We start from the raw sequence: 15,415 nt of genomic DNA, 5'->3' as shown, positions 1-15,415 counted from the left end.
CGCCCGGGCCGTGCGGCCCGGGCGCCCTCGTCGTCGTACGTCCGGCGGTCAGCTCTTCTTGGCCGCCGACCCGGCCTCGTCCTTCACGTCCGCCGCCGGGGCGTCCGTGGACGCGTCCGTGGGCTCGTCGGCCGACCCGGCCTCGGACGGGACCTCCGCCTCGCCCTCGCCCGGGTCCAGGTCCTCGGCCTCGTCCGCCGACGCGGACTTGTCCCCCGCCTCGGGCTTGTCGGCCGTCTCGTCCGTGTCCGCGGTCTCGGCCTTGTCCGCCGTCCCGGTCCCGGCGTCGGTCCCGGCGCCGGGTTCGACCACCGCTTCCCGTCCGGGCCGCTTCTTCGCCGACAGCACCATGTACAGCACCGCGAGCAGGAACACGACCAGCGCGGTCCAGTCGTTCAGACGCAGCCCCAGGATGTGGTGGGCGTCGTCCACGCGCATGTACTCGATCCAGCCGCGGCCCACGCAGTACGCGGCGACGTACAGGGCGAACGCCCGGCCGTGGCCCAGCCGGAAGCGCCGGTCGGCCCAGATGACCAGGACGGCGACGCCGACGCACCACAGGGACTCGTACAGGAACGTCGGGTGGTAGGTGCCCGGGACCCTGCCGTCCGTCGACGAGGTGATCTTCAGCGCCCAGGGCAGGTCGGTGGACCGCCCGTACAGCTCCTGGTTGAACCAGTTGCCCCAGCGCCCGATCGCCTGCGCGAGGGCGATGCCGGGGGCGATGGCGTCGGCGTAGGCGGGCAGCGGGATGCCCCGGCGACGGCAGCCGATCCACGCGCCGACCGCGCCGAGCGCGATGGCGCCCCAGATGCCGAGGCCGCCCTCCCAGACCTTGAAGGCGTCCACCCAGTCACGGCCCTCGCTGAAGTACAGCTCGTAGTCCGTGATCACGTGGTAGAGCCGGCCGCCGACGAGACCGAAGGGCACGGCCCAGACCGCGATGTCGGCCACCGTGCCGGCCCGACCGCCGCGGGCGATCCAGCGTTTGTTGCCGAGCCAGACGGCTACGAAGACGCCGATGATGATGCAGAACGCGTAGCCGCGCAGCGGAACGGGGCCGAGGTGCAGCACTCCGCGTGACGGGCTGGGAATGTAGGCGATATCCATGGCAGGGTCGACGCTACCGTGCCGGACCGGGCCCACGGCAGGCAGCCCGGCTACGGCTCCATAACAGGGCGGTGAGAATCACTCACCCCTTGGCCGCCTCCTGCACCATCTGCTTCAGCTTCTGCGGCGTCATCGTCTGGTCCTGGTAGATGTTCTTGCCGTTGAGCAACACGGTCGGCGTGCCGCCGAAATCGCCCGCCTGGAAGGCCTGGTTCGACTTCTCGACCCAGCTGTTGTGCGTGCCGTCCTCGACGCAGCGGCGGAACTCGGGCGTGTCGAGACCGTCGACCTTGCCCGCGAGCTCGATCAGCCGGGCGTTGCCGGCGAAGGCGTCGTCGGTCTCCTCGGGCTGGTTCTCGTACAGCACGTCGTGGTACGCGGGGAACTTCCCGGCGTCCTGGGCGCAGGCCGCGGCGTTGGCCGCGTTGCGGGAGCCGCTGCCGCGCAGGTTGCCGTCGATGAGGGTGGCCAGGTGGTACTCCACCTTCAGCTGGCCGGCGTCGGTCAGCTCGTGGACGGTCGGGCGGTACGCCGCCTCGAAGGCCTTGCAGGCCGGGCAGCGGAAATCCTCCCAGACGGTGAGCGTCGACTTGGCGCTCTCCTTGCCGACCGGGATGGCGAGGCTGTCCTTGCCCTGCGCGCCCGAGGGCGCCACGACCGGGCCCGCGTCGTCACTGCCGGTGTCCTTGCCCGCGTTCGCGGCGACGACCCCGATCACCGCCGCCAGACCCAGGACGCACAGGACGCTCGCGCCCACGATCAGGGTCCGTCGGCGTTTCTCCGAGGCCTTCTGTTTCTCGCGCTCGACCGCCAGCCGCTCGCGTGCGGTGCGCTTTCCCTCACGGTTGTTCTCGCTCACACCCGCAGAACGAACCGGGGAGGCGCAGCGCGCCTCCCCGGTGCCAGGTCCACCCGTTCGAGTGACTCGTACGGAATGTCCCGTACGTCACGCCTGTCCGCGGACGCCCTTCGCCAGGTCGCCCGCGAGCGCGCGGACGGCGTCGAGGCCGGCCGCCTCGTCAGGGGCGTCCAGCATCCGCTTGACGAAGGCCGAACCGACGATCACTCCGTCGGCGAAAGCGGCCACCTCGGCGGCCTGCGCCGCGTTCGACACACCGAGGCCGACGCAGACCGGCAGGTCGGTGCCGGTCGCCCGGGTACGTTCGACCAGGTTCTCGGCCTGGGCGCCCACCGAGGCGCGGGTGCCGGTGACGCCCATCAGCGAGGCGGCGTAGACGAAGCCGCTGCCCGCCGCGGTGATCTCGGCGAGCCGCGCGTCCTTGCTGCTGGGCGCCACGACGAAGACGGTCGCGAGGCCGTGCTTCTCGGCGTGCTCCCGCCACAGCGCCGACTCCTGCACCGGCAGGTCCGGCAGGATCGCCCCGGCCCCGCCGGCCTCCGCGAGCTCGGCGGTGAAGCGCTCGACGCCGTAGCGGTCGATCGGGTTCCAGTACGTCATGACGAGGACGGGCCTGCCGGTCGCCGCGTGCGCCTCGCGCACCGTGCGCATCACGTCGGCGATCCTGACGCCGCCGCGCAGGGCGATGTCGTCGGCGGTCTGGATGACGGGGCCGTCGAGGACCGGGTCGCTGTGCGGCAGGCCCACCTCCACGATGTCGGCGCCGCCGTCGAAGACGGCCTTGATCGCCTCGATGCCGCCGTCCACGGTGGGGAACCCGGCCGGGAGGTAGGCGATGAGGGCCGAACGGCCCTCCGCCTTGGCGGCGGCGAGGGTGTCGGTCAGCAGCTGACCGTTTCCGCCCGTCGGTGCGGTCGCGCTCACTTGGCGTCCCCCTCGATCTCGGCGACGTCCGCGTCGGCGTCCGCGGCCACGTCGGCGTCGGTGTCGTACAGGTCGAAGTAGCGCGCGGCCGTGTCCATGTCCTTGTCGCCGCGGCCGGACAGGTTGATCACGATCAGTCCGTCCGGACCGAGTTCCCTGCCGACCTCCAGGGCGCCGGCGAGGGCGTGGGCGCTCTCGATGGCCGGGATGATGCCCTCGGTCCGCGACAGCAGGCGCAGCGCCTGCATGGCCGCGTCGTCGGTGACCGCGCGGTACTCGGCGCGGCCGATGTCCTTGAGGTAGGAGTGCTCGGGGCCGATGCCCGGGTAGTCCAGACCGGCCGAGATCGAGTACGGCTCGGTGATCTGGCCCTCGTCGTCCTGCAGGACGTAGGAGCGCGAACCGTGCAGGATGCCGGGCTCGCCCGCGGTCAGGGTCGCCGCGTGCTCGCCGGTCTCGACGCCGTGCCCGGCGGGCTCGCAGCCGACGAGGCGGACGCCCGCGTCCGGGATGAAGGCGTGGAAGAGGCCGATGGCGTTGGAGCCGCCGCCGACGCAGGCCACGGCCGCGTCGGGCAGCCGGCCCGCGCGCTCCAGGAGCTGACGCCGGGCCTCGACGCCGATGACCCGGTGGAAGTCGCGGACCATGGCCGGGAAGGGGTGGGGTCCGGCGACGGTCCCGAACAGGTAGTGGGTGTGGTCGACGTTGGCGACCCAGTCCCGGAAGGCCTCGTTGATGGCGTCCTTCAGGGTCCGGCTGCCGGACTTCACCGCGACGACCTCGGCACCGAGCATGCGCATCCGGGCCACGTTGAGGGCCTGGCGCCGAGTGTCGATCTCGCCCATGTAGATGGTGCATTCGAGACCGAACAGCGCGCAGGCGGTGGCGGTCGCGACGCCGTGCTGGCCTGCGCCGGTCTCGGCGATCACACGGGTCTTGCCCATGCGCCGGGTGAGCAGGGCCTGGCCCAGCACGTTGTTGATCTTGTGGGAGCCGGTGTGGTTCAGGTCCTCGCGCTTGAGGAAGACCCGGGCGCCACCGGCGTGCTCGGCGAACCGGGGCACCTCGGTGAGGGCACTGGGCCGGCCGGTGTAGTGGACGAGGAGGTCGTCGAGCTCGCGCGCGAACTCGGGGTCGGCCTTCGCCTTGTCGTACTCGACGGCGACCTCGTCCACGGCGGCGACGAGCGCCTCCGGGATGAACTTGCCGCCGAACGCGCCGAAGTACCCCTCGGCGCTGGGAATTTGACCCTCCGGGTCAGGGAAGAAGTGTTCGCTGGGCATGCCAGTACCTCACGGTGAGTGTGCGGAAAAGACACTGATCGCCGTGGGGGGCGGGGATTGTCGGTCGACTGCGGGCCGTCAGTTTCTTGGCGCGTAGTTCCCCGCGCCCCTCAGGTCGGCCGCTGCCATCGCATGCCGTTCACTTGCCCCGGTTCGTCTCCGATGACGTAGCGGACCCTGCGGCCGTGGACCCGGCGGGCCGGAGCGCGGCAGCCGCGCGGGCGGCAGCCGCGCGCGAGGCGGGCGTACCGGTCCGAGGTCGTGGCGGGGGTCGTCGGAGTCATCGGAGCCAAGCCTACCGGGGTGTCAGTCCCGTCCGTGCCGCAGCGCGGGGTGCTCGCCCGCGGCCACCAGGTCGGAGACCGCGGCCTTCGGGTCGCGGCCGGTGACCAGGGACTCGCCGACCAGGACCGCGTCGGCGCCCGCGTTGGCGTACGCGATGAGGTCGTGCGGTCCGCGGACGCCGGACTCGGCGATCTTGACGATGTGGGGCGGGACCTCGGGGGCGACCCGCTCGAACGTCGAGCGGTCGACCTCCAGGGTCTTCAGGTTGCGCGCGTTGATGCCGATGACCTTGGCGCCCGCGTCCACCGCGCGCTCGACCTCGTCCTCGTCGTGCACCTCGACGAGGGGCGTGAGCCCGATGGACTCGGCGCGCTCGATGAGGGACTCCAGGGCCGGCTGGTCGAGGGCCGCGACGATCAGCAGGGCGAGGTCGGCGCCGTACGCGCGCGCCTCCCACAGCTGGTACGCCGTGACGATGAAGTCCTTGCGCAGCACGGGGATGTCCACCCGGGCGCGGACCGCTTCCAGGTCGGCCAGCGAGCCGCCGAAGCGGCGCTGTTCGGTCAGCACGGAGATGACGGCCGCGCCGCCCGCCTCGTAGTCGGCGGCCAGGGCCGCCGGGTCGGCGATCGCGGCCAGCGCGCCCTTGGACGGGCTGGAGCGCTTGACCTCGCAGATGACCTTGACACCCTCGCCGCGCAGCGCGGCCACGCCGTCCTTCGCGGCACGGGCCTTGGCCGCGCGCTCCTTGAGCTCGTCGAGGCTGACGCGCGCCTGCCGCTCCGCGAGGTCGGCACGGACTCCGTCGATGATCTCGTCGAGCACACTCACGCGAGCGGCCCCCTTCCTGACGGTTGACTCTTCAAGCGGTTGGGGGCTTGCGCCCCGACCCGCCGCTCGAACGGTCGCGATGGGCGAAACCCATGGTCACTGCGATGGTATCCGGAGGAAGGCGTAGGCCTCACATCCGGTTGACGCCGGTCCCGCTACCTGGACGTTCGCCAACCGATCAAGGATGGAGCCGGTCACCGAACGGCAGGTTCCGGACAACGGTGAAGACCAGCAGCAACGCGCCCAGCGTCCACAGCTGGGCCGGCCCGAGGTCGATCCGCAGCGGCCGTCCGCGCACCGCGCGGACCACCCAGACGGTCCACAGCACGGCGAACCCCAGATAGCCGAGCACGGCCGCCGCGTTGTCCTGGAGCGCCGCCAGGAGGTCCCCGTGGACGAAGGCGTGGGCGCTGCGCAGGCCGCCGCAGCCGGGGCAGTAGACGCCGGTGAGGCGCAGCAGCGGGCAGACGGGGTAGTGGCCGGGCTCGTTGGGGTCCACGGCGCCGACGTAGGCGAAGGCGCCCACGACGGCCGCGAGGACGCCGGCGGGTACGGCCAGCCGTCCCGCGGCGGTTCCCGGACGAGCGCTGCGCATCGGCTGGCTGTCGGCGTTCACGCCTCGCATTCTGCCCCGCGCGGGCCCTGGACGCGCGTGAGGGGCGGATCCGCGCCTCACCGGCGTCGGATCCGCCCCTCTACGGCGTACCGGGTGGTGCGGCGCTCAGCTCTCGACGCCCGCCGGCTCGCGGGTCTTGGACTGGACCACGAGGGGGGTCGCCTTCGGCTGGCCCATGCCCATGACGCGCATCGCACCGCCGACGACACCGCCGAAGACGATGATCGCCATGCCGGCCCAGAAGCCCGCCGGCTGCGCCATCACCATGAAGGCGCCGGCGACGCAGAAACCGATGAAGGCGATGATGACACCGGTCCAGGCGGCCGGGGTGTGACCGTGGCTGCTGCCCGCCATGACTTGCTCCTCGTTGCTGTGTACGTGTTGTACGTGTCTGAGTCGGACGCTCGAGGTCCATTGTCCCGTACCCGCACGTCCGCCGTGAGCGGGGGTGGCTCCCGTCCCCTCAATGATTCACCACTTCGCGGCCGGGGGCCGGGATCGGGAACCGGGACCGGGAACCGGCACCGGGACCGGAGGGTGCGGCCCGCCGACCGGCCGCGGGCCCGTCTAGGCGGGTCCGGCGCCGGTCGGGTCCTCGCCCCGGTCCAGCGCCTTCCAGAGGTCCTCCGGCCGGTCGGGATCGACGGCGGGCGCGGCGCGGCGCGGCCGGGGCGTGCCGTCGCGCTCGTAACGGCCGGACATCACGGGCCACAGCGGGCCGTAGCGCAGGGCCAGCAGTCCGGCGAGGAGGATGAGCGCGCCGCCCGCGGCGGTGACGTACGGCCACGCGGTGTGGGTGAAGACGTCCACGGCGGCCGAGGTGTCGCCGGAGGCCTCCGCGGCCTTCTCGTCGAGGGCGGAGCCGTCGGAGGCGCCGAGCAGGGCCGCGGCGACGATGCCGGCGCCGGAGAGCGTGAGCAGCGCGGAGACCAGCAGTCGTCCGGCCTTGCGGACGGCGAACACGGCGACGAGCGCGGCGAGGCCGACTATCGCCAGCGCCGCGGGGACGCCGGTGACGTCGCTGCCCCTGACGGTCAGCGGGAAGTCACCGCCGGCGACCGTCGCGGTGCCCTGCGACCAGCGCTGCCGGGTGGCGAGCAGGGCCACGGCGGCGCCGAGCGACCCGCTCAGCAGGGCGACGGCGAGGCTCCGGCGGCCGGACCGGGCGGGCGCGGCGGCTTGGGCACGAGGGTGAGGAACAGCAGTCACGTAGTCCACTATCGCCTGAACCCCGGGCGAACCGTCACCCGGGGCTCACGTGATCCGCGCCCTACTCGCCCAGCCGGTTCGCCGTGTGCACGGCGCGCAGCACCGCCGCCGCCTTGTTGCGGCACTCGGTGTCCTCGGCGACCGGGTCGGAGTCGGCGACGATGCCGGCCCCGGCCTGGACGTAGGCGGTCCCGTCGCGCAGCAGGGCCGTACGGATGGCGATGGCGGTGTCGGAGTCGCCCGCGAAGTCGAGGTAGCCGACGCAGCCGCCGTACAACCCCCGCCTGGACGGTTCGAGTTCGTCGATGATCTGCATCGCGCGCGGCTTGGGCGCGCCGGACAGGGTGCCGGCCGGGAAGCAGGCGGTGAGCACGTCGAAGGCGGTACGGCCCGCCGCGACCCGCCCGGTGACCGTCGAGACGATGTGCATCACGTGCGAGTACCGCTCGACGGACATGAAGTCGACGACCTCGACCGAACCGGGCTCGCAGACGCGGCCGAGGTCGTTGCGTCCGAGGTCGACGAGCATGAGGTGCTCGGCGCGCTCCTTGGGGTCGGCGAGCAGTTCGTCGGCGAGGGCCTGGTCCTCCTGCGGGGTCGCCCCGCGGTGCCTGGTGCCGGCGATGGGATGGACCATGGCCTGCCCGTCCTCGACCTTGACCAGGGCCTCGGGCGAGGAGCCGACGACGTCGAACCCGTCGAAGCGGAACAGGTACATGTACGGGGAGGGGTTGGTGGTCCGCAGGACCCGGTAGACGTCCAACGCGCTGGCCGTGCACGGCGTTTCGAAGCGCTGCGAGGGGACGACCTGGAATGCCTCGCCGGCCCGGATGCGCTCCTTCACGTCCTCGACGGCCGCCCGGAAGTCCTCGCCGCCCCACCGGGCGCTGTACTCGGGGAGTTCGGACGGCGGGAGCACGGCGGGCGGCTGGACGACCGCGCGGGAGAGATCCGCCTCCATGGCGTCCAGGCGGGCCACGGCGTCGGCGTGGGCGTCGTCGACGCCGGTGTCGAGGTCGTTGTGGTTGATCGCGTTGGCGATCAGCAGGACGGAGCCCTCCCAGTGGTCCATGACGGCGAGGTCGCTGGTCAGGAGCATGGTCAGCTCGGGCAGCCGGAGGTCGTCGCGCCCGCCGGGGCCGATCTTCTCCAGGCGGCGGACGATGTCGTAGCCGAGGTAGCCGACCATGCCGCCGGTGAAGGGCGGCAGGTCGTCCTGGCCCGGGGTGTGGAGGGTCTCGATGGTGGCGCGCAGCGCGGCGAGCGGGTCCCCGTCGACGGGGACGCCGACGGGCGGGGTGCCGAGCCAGTGGGCCTGGCCGTCGCGCGTGGTGAGCGTGGCGGAGCTGCGGACGCCGACGAAGGAGTAGCGGGACCAGGACCGTCCGTTCTCCGCGGACTCCAGCAGGAAGGTGCCGGGGCGCTCGGCGGCGAGCTTGCGGTACAGCGCGACCGGGGTGTCGCCGTCGGCGAGGAGCTTGCGGGTGACCGGGATGACACGGCGGTCGGTGGCCAGCTTGCGGAAGGTCTCGAGGTCCATGGCGGCTGACCCTACTGATCCGCGGCCCGTACGCCGGAATCGGCGTCCGCGACCAGTACGTCCTCGTCGAAGCAGGTCCGCGCCCCGGTGTGGCAGGCGGCGCCGACCTGGTCGACCTTGACCAGGACGGTGTCGGCGTCGCAGTCGAGGGCGACGGACCTGACCCACTGGAAGTGGCCGGAGGTGTCGCCCTTGACCCAGTACTCCTGGCGGCTGCGGGACCAGTACGTGCAGCGTCCGGTGGTCAGGGTGCGGTGCAGCGCCTCGTCGTCCATCCAGCCGAGCATGAGCACCTCTCCGGTGTCGTACTGCTGGGCGATGGCGGGCACGAGTCCGTCGGCGCCGCGCTTGAGGCGGGCGGCGATCTCGGGGTCGAGGCTGCTGGGCGGGGGCGTACTGGTCATGAGTGCCATTGTGCCGCGCGGCGGGCGGTACCCGACGCGGCGTCCACCGACCGGAACGGGCGGCGGGCGGGCGGGTGAGGGGGCCGTCCCGGTGGGCGGCCTCGCGGTGGGCGGAGACGGACGGACGGACCCGGCGGGCGGCCTGTCGGCGGGCGGTGACGGGTGGGCGGACCGGGCGGGCGGTCGTAGGCTGACGGTATGTCGACCTTTGCCAAGCGTGAACGGCTTCTGCTCGCCGACCTCTTGGAAACCGCCGGTCCCGAGGCCCCCACCCTGTGCGAGGGCTGGGTGACCCGCGATCTGGCCGCCCATGTGGTGGTCCGGGAACGCCGCCCCGACGCCGCCGGCGGCATCCTCGTCAAGCAGCTCGCGTCCCGGCTGGAGCGGACGATGGAGGAGTTCGCGGCCAAGCCGTACGAGGAACTGATCCAGCTGATCCGCACCGGCCCGCCGCGCTTCTCGCCGTTCGCCCTGAAGCAGATCGACGAGGCGTCGAACACGGTGGAGTTCTACGTCCACACGGAGGACGTCCGCCGTGCCCAGCCCGACTGGGCCCGCCGTGAGCTCGACCCGGTGTTCCAGGACGCCCTGTGGTCCCGGCTGGAGCGGACGGCCCGGCTGATGGGCCGCGGGGCGCCGACCGGGCTGGTGCTGCGCCGCCCGGACGGCCAGACGTCGGTCGCGCACAAGGGCACGCCGGTGGTGACGGTGACCGGCGAGCCGTCGGAGCTGCTGCTGTTCACGTACGGCCGGCAGAGCGCCGCCGAGGTGGAGCTGGACGGCGACAAGGACGCCATCACCCGACTGCACGAATCCCCGGAGCTGGGTATCTGAGGCGGGCGCGCGGCCCGCGGGGCGGCTCGGTGAGCGGCCCCGCGGACCGGACGCGGCCGGGGGTCACTGCTTGGGCGAGTCCAGGTACTCCTGTTCCGCGGGCAGGGTGCGGGCGTCCTCGACCAGCACGGTGCCGCCGACGGCCTGGGTGTCCGGCTTGGTCACGTAGACGGCCGTGCCCGCCGGGCGGGCCGCGTCGGAGAAGTCCTCCGGGGTGCCGAGGCCGTTGTCCACCGCCTTCTGCGTGCGGTGCGCCTTCACCAGGCCCTCCCGGCTGAGGTCCTTGGCCCGGCAGGCGGCCGTCAGGTCGCGGCCCATCAGCTCGGCCGCGTTGTAGCCGGAGAGGGTGCCCGCGTCGACGAGCTCACCCGGGTACTTCTTCTGGTACGAGGCGACCATCTTCTTGACGGCCGGCAGGTCGGAGCTGACCGGCGGGGCCGCGCTGACGACGTGCAGCATGGCGATCAGCGCGGGCGCCGCCGGGGTCTTGAGCAGCTGCGGGGCGAAGCCGGGGGCGCTGGTGACGACCGGGACCTTCAGCCCGCGCGAGGCGGCGACGCCCACCAGGGAGGCGGTCTGGCTGGGACCCGCGCTGATCAGGATCGCCTTGACCCCGGCCTTGCGCAGGGCGGTGACCTGCGCCGACAGATCGGTGTCGGTGGCCTTGATCTTCTGTCCGACGACCGTGAGGCCGGCCTGCTTCGCGGCCCAGGTGGAGCCCTGCAGGGCGTTGTTGCCGTAGTCGCCCTCGAAGTAGACGTGACCGATCTTGTCGCCCTTGCGCACGCCCTGGGTGCGGGTGAGGAAGTCGACGGCGCGCACCATGTCGATGTCGTACGTGGTGCCGAGCACCTGGACGGCCTGCTTGCCGAGCAGGGAGGCGGCCCAGGCCTGCGGGAAGGTGAGCATGTGGTCGCTTTCGACGTCGTCGAGCAGGGCGGCGACCACGGGCGAGCCGATGACCTGGGGCAGCGCCAGGACGTTCGGGGAGATCTCGGTGTAGGCGGCCACGGCCTTCTGGACGTCGTAGCCGTGGTCGCGGACGACGATCTCGACCTTGCGCCCGCAGATCCCGCCGCCCTTGTTGGTCTCGTCGGCCCACATCTGCTGGGCCTGGACGATGCTCTTGCCGAGGGTGGCGTAGGGGCCGCTGAGGTCGGTGAGCGCGCCCAGTTTGATCGTGTCGGCGGTGACGCCGGGGCCGGTCTTCACCCCGTCCGCGGCGGCCTTCCCGCCAGAGTCGGCGGCCTTGCTGCTGCATCCGACACCGGCCAGCAGCAGGGCGGCGAGGGTCGTGGCGAGTGCTGTGCGTCCCGTGCTGTTCACGAGGTGCGCTCCTTGGGTCGTTGATCCGGTGCGGACGCGGCCGTGGGTGAGGAGGCCGGGGAGGAGGAGTCGGCGGAGTCGGGCCGGGCGGCGGCGTCAACCGGCGAGGCCGGGGGGCCGGTGCGGCGGCGTCGGACCAGCGCGCCGGCGCGCCGGGCGAGTCCGCTGAGCCCGTCGGGGGCGAAGAGCAGGACGAGGACGACGGCGGCGCCGTACAGGTAGCGCGAGGCCTCGGTGGGGCCCACCGCGTGGCCCGGCGCGCCGGGCGCCGCGACCAGCGGCAACTGGTCGGCGTACCGGGCCATGAGCAGCGGCAGCGCGGTGACGAAGACGGCTCCCGCGGCGGCGCCCGCCACCGAGCCGAGGCCGCCGATGACGATCATCGCAAGGTAGTCGATGGACAGGGTGAGGCCGAAGTAGTCCGGCACGATCCTGCGGAAGACCAGCGCGAGCAGGACCCCGGCCAGGCCCGCGTACATGGAGGAGACCACGAAGGCGGCCGAGCGCCGGCGGGCGACCGGGACGCCCAGTACGGCCGCGGCGGTCTCGCTGTCGCGCAGCGCGGTCAGGGCCTGGCCGGGACGGCCGTTCAACAGGTTGCGGGCGGCGAACCAGCCGAGGCCCAGCAGCGCCAGCGCCGGGTACCACAGGCGCTCCTCGGCGCCGAACGGAACGCCCAGCAGGGTCAGTTGCGGATCGGTCGCGGTGAAGGTGAAGCCACCGACGGACAGGGGCGGCACGGACCGGCCGTTGAAACCGCCGGTGAGGGAGTCGGCGTTGAGCATCACATGGTGGCCGAGGAAGACCAGGGCGAGGGTCGCGACGCCGAGGTAGACACCACGCACCCGGCCGGCGACCGGGCTGAACAGCCCGCCCACCACGCCACTGAGACACACCGCCAGTACCAGGGCGAGCAGGGGCGGCAGGCCCGGTCCGGGTTCGCCGGCCAGCCAGACGTATCCGTAGGCGCCGACCGCGAGGAAGAAGGCGTGGCCGAGGGAGAGCTGGCCCGCGGTTCCGGTGAGCAGGGTGAGTCCGACGGCGCCGAGCGCGGCGGCCATCGAGAACAGTCCGACCTGGAGCCAGAACGCGCCCAGGTAGAAGGGCAGGGCGCAGAGCAGGAGGACGGCCGCGACGGCCGCGACGGCACGCCTAGACACGGGCCGCCTCCCGGCTTCCGAAGAGACCCGCGGGCCGGACGAGGAGCACCAGCACCATCACGGCGTACGGCACCACGTCGCCGAAGCCCTCGCCGAGCGCGGAGAGTTCGGACTGGTAGCCGGCCGCCAGCGCCTCGGTGACGCCGATCAGCAGGCTGCCGGCGAGCGCGCCGGGCGGTGAGGCCATGCCGCCGAGGATCGCGGCGGGGAAGGCGTTCAGCGCGATCTGTCCGGTGGTGCGTTCCAGGCCGGGTGCCGGGAAGGCGGCCAGGAAGACGGCGGCGAGCGCGGCGAGCGCGCCGGCCAGGCACCAGGCGAGGGTGCGGATCCGGGCGAGCCTGATGCCCATCAGCGCGGCGGCCTCGTGGTCCTCGGCGGCGGCGCGCAGGGACAGGCCCCACCGGGTGAACCGGAACACGGCGAAGACGGCCGCGATGACGACCACGGACACCAGGATCGAGGCGATCCGGCTGTCGGCGACGGTGACCGGGCCGAGCCGGGTCACGTCGGAGCCCCAGGGGTCGCCCAGGGCGAGCAGGTCCCCGCCGATCCGGCGGGTGAGGTCGGTCATCAGCAGGATGTCGACGCCGATGGTGACGATGGTCAGCACGTGCGCGGCGCTCGGGTCGACGCGGCGCAGCAGCAGCGCGTCGATCAGTCCGGCGGCGGCCGCGGTGGCGAGCACCGCGAGGGCGAGGGCGCCCGCGAAGCCGAGCCGCTCGTGCAGCACGGCGGTCAGATAGCCGCCGAGCAGCAGCAGGGAGCCGTGCGCGAAGTTCACCACCGCCGACGCCTTGAAGATGATGACGAAGCCGAGGGCGACCAGGGCGTAGACCGAGCCGAGGGCGAGCCCGTTCAGCGCGGTGTCCAGGGCGGTGCTCATGCGATGTGCTCCTGGGGGGTGGTCGGGGTGCCGAGGTAGGCGCGGCGCACCTCGGGGTCCTGGCGGACCTGGTCCGGGGTGCCGGCGGCGATCCGGCGGCCGAAGTCGAGGACGGTGACCTCGTCGGCCAGCCGCATGACGATGCCCATGTCGTGCTCCACCAGCAGCACGGACAGGCCCAGTTCGGCGCGGACCGTGCGCACCACCTCGACGGTGCGGGCGCGTTCGCCGGAGTTCATGCCCGCCACCGGTTCGTCGAGCAGCAGCACCCGTGGCTCCAGGCACAGGGCGCGGGCGAGCTCGACCCGTTTGCGGTCGCCGTAGGACAGCAGGGCGACCGGGGTGTCGAACAGGGCTCCCAGGCCGACGAGTTCGGCGATCTCGCGGGCCCGGGCGCGGTGCTCCCGCTGCTCGCGCACGGTGCTGGGCAGGCGTAGGGCGGTCGCCGTGAAGCCCGCGCGGCACAGGGCCTGCCGGCCGAGCATCAGGTTGTCGCCGACGGTGCCCGCCGTGGTGACGATGTTCTGGAAGGTACGGGCGACGCCGAGCAGGGCGATCCGGTGCGGGGGCAGCCGGGTGAGTTCGCGCTCACCGAGCCGCACCCCGCCCTGCGCGGGCCGGCAGAGCCCCGACACGACGTTGAAACAGGTCGACTTACCCGCTCCGTTGGGCCCGATCAGGGCGTGCACGCTGCCGGGGGCGACGGTGAAGCCGACGGAGTCCAGCGCGATCAGCCCGGCGAACCTGACCGTGACGTCGTCCACGTGGAGGGGCGGGGGCGAGGTGCTCATACGGCGCCCTGCCCGTGCGCCGGGGTGTCCCGCTCGTCGGCGGTGGTGGGCCCGGGGTCGGGGTCCGCCGGCTGCGGGGCCGCGTCCTCCCCCAGGTACAGGCGGCGTACGGCGTCGGTCGCGGCCAGTTCGGCGGCCGGGCCGCTGAGGCGCACCTCGCCCACTTCGAGGACGTACGCGTGCTCGCAGAGCGCCAGGGCCATCGCGGCGTTCTGTTCCACGAGCAGGATCGAGGTGCCCTGGCCGTTGATCTCCCGGATCACCTCGGCGATGCGCTCGACCATCAGCGGTGCCAGGCCGAGTGACGGTTCGTCGAGGAGCAGCAGCCGGGGTGCGGCCATCAGGGCCCGCCCGATGGCGAGCATCTGCTGCTCGCCGCCGGACAGCAGTCCGGCGCGCTGCCCACGGCGTTCCGCGAGCCGGGGGAACAGTCCGAAGACCCGTTCGCGGGCGGCCCCGACGACCGCCGGGGCCCGGCGGCCCAGGCCCAGTCCCCCGGCCCGCAGGTTCTCGTCCACGGTGAGTCCGGCGAACACCCTGCGGCCTTCGGGAACCTGTACGACACCGGCGCGCACGGCGGCCACCGGGTCCTGTCCGTTCAGGCGCAGTCCGCCGTAGTGGACGCTGCCCGCGGTGATCGCGCCGCGGTGCAGCCGCAGGGTGCCGGAGATCGAGCGCAACAGGGTGCTCTTGCCCGCGCCGTTGGCGCCGAGCAGGGCGACGGCGCCGCCCGCGGGCACGTCCAGGCGGACGCCGCGCAACGCGGTCAGGGCGCGCCCGTAGGCCACGTCGAGATCGCGCACGCGCAGCACCGACGACCCGTCCGGGGGCGGGTCGTCGGGGGCGGCCGGTCCGCCGGGCAGGGGTATGTCCTGCCGGGCACCGTCCGATGACAGAGAGGGCATCACGACTCCTCGTTCCGCACGACGCGGACATACGGGGGAAGTGGCCCTACGAGAGCACGCGCACCGCGCCGCGTACAGCGTGCGGCGACGGCACAGGACCCGCTCCCAGCCTCGGAGGCGCAGGCTTGTGCCGCTGCCCAGCGACCCGTGCTTGACGCGGCAGCCGGGCGTCCGCTTCGTGTGGTCTCTGATGGGGGTGGGACGCGGGAGGTGACGGCCGCGCATCCGGCGGTGGGACCCGTGGGCCGGCCCGGGGCCGGGGCGCCTGCGTGTCCGGACCGGGGCGCCTGCGTGTCGGGGGCGACGGGCAGGTGAGCCGGGACCGTCGGGGGCGGCCGTGGGTGTCGGCGGGAGTGGGGGAATTGGGGGAGTGGGGGAATTGGGGGAAGTGGGGGAATTGGGGGAAGTGGGGGAAGCGGGGGTGGTGCCGGCCGCGTCGGTGGGGCGCGGCCGGG

At 73.1% G+C, this 15,415-nt stretch carries 17 protein-coding genes; 1 reads left to right on the top strand and 16 read right to left on the bottom strand.

The annotated features are described in order from the left end of the window. Positions 1-48 precede the first annotated feature (48 nt). The 11 genes from lgt to hisI all read right to left on the bottom strand — a co-directional run bounded on the left by lgt (position 49) and on the right by hisI (position 9,061). Positions 49-1,110: a prolipoprotein diacylglyceryl transferase gene (lgt, locus tag ACFV0T_RS34735; protein WP_385788245.1), complete on the bottom strand. Its 1,062-nt coding sequence runs from the start codon at positions 1,108-1,110 to the stop codon at positions 49-51. Between the two features lie 82 nt (positions 1,111-1,192). Continuing rightward, positions 1,193-1,969, bottom strand: coding sequence for a DsbA family protein (locus ACFV0T_RS34730; protein WP_385788242.1), 777 nt, complete (start codon positions 1,967-1,969; stop codon positions 1,193-1,195). A gap of 87 nt (positions 1,970-2,056) precedes the next feature. Then, complete coding sequence (gene trpA, locus ACFV0T_RS34725; RefSeq protein WP_385788240.1) at positions 2,057-2,893, bottom strand: tryptophan synthase subunit alpha; 837 nt, start codon at positions 2,891-2,893, stop codon at positions 2,057-2,059. After that, entirely contained in the window at positions 2,890-4,176 is a 1,287-nt protein-coding gene (gene trpB, locus ACFV0T_RS34720) for a tryptophan synthase subunit beta (protein WP_385788237.1), read from the bottom strand. Before trpB ends, trpA begins: the two co-directional genes overlap by 4 nt. Positions 4,177-4,286: 110 nt before the next feature. After that, complete coding sequence (gene trpM, locus ACFV0T_RS34715; RefSeq protein ID WP_385788234.1) at positions 4,287-4,460, bottom strand: tryptophan biosynthesis modulator TrpM; 174 nt, start codon at positions 4,458-4,460, stop codon at positions 4,287-4,289. Positions 4,461-4,482: 22 nt separating this feature from the next. Next, positions 4,483-5,292 (bottom strand): indole-3-glycerol phosphate synthase TrpC, encoded by an 810-nt coding sequence (gene trpC / locus ACFV0T_RS34710; protein ID WP_385788231.1) that lies wholly within the window; start codon positions 5,290-5,292, stop codon positions 4,483-4,485. A gap of 178 nt (positions 5,293-5,470) precedes the next feature. Further along, a complete protein-coding gene (locus ACFV0T_RS34705; protein ID WP_385788228.1) occupies positions 5,471-5,917 on the bottom strand; it encodes a DUF2752 domain-containing protein in 447 nt (148 codons plus the stop codon). Between the two features lie 96 nt (positions 5,918-6,013). Then, complete coding sequence (locus ACFV0T_RS34700; protein WP_385788225.1) at positions 6,014-6,262, bottom strand: HGxxPAAW family protein; 249 nt, start codon at positions 6,260-6,262, stop codon at positions 6,014-6,016. 213 nt (positions 6,263-6,475) lie between these two features. Next, positions 6,476-7,126 carry a TIGR02234 family membrane protein gene (locus ACFV0T_RS34695; protein WP_385788222.1) on the bottom strand — a complete coding sequence of 217 codons (651 nt, stop codon included), beginning with the start codon at positions 7,124-7,126 and terminating at the stop codon, positions 6,476-6,478. A gap of 52 nt (positions 7,127-7,178) precedes the next feature. After that, positions 7,179-8,657, bottom strand: a complete 1,479-nt coding sequence (locus tag ACFV0T_RS34690; RefSeq protein WP_385788219.1) for an anthranilate synthase component I — start codon at positions 8,655-8,657, stop codon at positions 7,179-7,181. Positions 8,658-8,668: 11 nt separating this feature from the next. After that, the gene (gene hisI / locus ACFV0T_RS34685) at positions 8,669-9,061 is read right to left on the bottom strand and encodes a phosphoribosyl-AMP cyclohydrolase (RefSeq protein WP_385788216.1); all 393 of its coding nucleotides are present in this window, start codon (positions 9,059-9,061) and stop codon (positions 8,669-8,671) included. A gap of 198 nt (positions 9,062-9,259) precedes the next feature. On the opposite strand from hisI, the gene ACFV0T_RS34680 reads away from it, so the two are divergent. Then, positions 9,260-9,895 (top strand): TIGR03085 family metal-binding protein, encoded by a 636-nt coding sequence (locus ACFV0T_RS34680; protein WP_385788213.1) that lies wholly within the window; start codon positions 9,260-9,262, stop codon positions 9,893-9,895. 63 nt (positions 9,896-9,958) lie between these two features. Here the strand turns inward: ACFV0T_RS34680 and ACFV0T_RS34675 are convergent, their stop codons facing one another. From ACFV0T_RS34675 to ACFV0T_RS34655, 5 genes are read right to left on the bottom strand one after another with little or no spacing between them, the layout of a single operon-like run. Continuing rightward, complete coding sequence (locus ACFV0T_RS34675) at positions 9,959-11,221, bottom strand: ABC transporter substrate-binding protein (protein WP_385788211.1); 1,263 nt, start codon at positions 11,219-11,221, stop codon at positions 9,959-9,961. After that, the gene (locus ACFV0T_RS34670) at positions 11,218-12,381 is read right to left on the bottom strand and encodes a branched-chain amino acid ABC transporter permease (RefSeq protein ID WP_385788208.1); all 1,164 of its coding nucleotides are present in this window, start codon (positions 12,379-12,381) and stop codon (positions 11,218-11,220) included. Before ACFV0T_RS34670 ends, ACFV0T_RS34675 begins: the two co-directional genes overlap by 4 nt. After that, positions 12,374-13,264 carry a branched-chain amino acid ABC transporter permease gene (locus ACFV0T_RS34665; RefSeq protein ID WP_385788205.1) on the bottom strand — a complete coding sequence of 297 codons (891 nt, stop codon included), beginning with the start codon at positions 13,262-13,264 and terminating at the stop codon, positions 12,374-12,376. Before ACFV0T_RS34665 ends, ACFV0T_RS34670 begins: the two co-directional genes overlap by 8 nt. Continuing rightward, positions 13,261-14,055, bottom strand: coding sequence for an ABC transporter ATP-binding protein (locus ACFV0T_RS34660; RefSeq protein WP_385788202.1), 795 nt, complete (start codon positions 14,053-14,055; stop codon positions 13,261-13,263). Before ACFV0T_RS34660 ends, ACFV0T_RS34665 begins: the two co-directional genes overlap by 4 nt. Further along, complete coding sequence (locus ACFV0T_RS34655; RefSeq protein WP_385788200.1) at positions 14,052-14,960, bottom strand: ABC transporter ATP-binding protein; 909 nt, start codon at positions 14,958-14,960, stop codon at positions 14,052-14,054. Before ACFV0T_RS34655 ends, ACFV0T_RS34660 begins: the two co-directional genes overlap by 4 nt. Positions 14,961-15,415 lie beyond the last annotated feature (455 nt).

This window comes from Streptomyces sp. NPDC059582 (assembly GCF_042735715.1).
In the GTDB taxonomy this organism is placed as follows: domain Bacteria; phylum Actinomycetota; class Actinomycetes; order Streptomycetales; family Streptomycetaceae; genus Streptomyces.
Note: the sequence above shows the minus strand (reverse complement) of the source record. Positions and strands in the feature narration are given on the sequence as shown.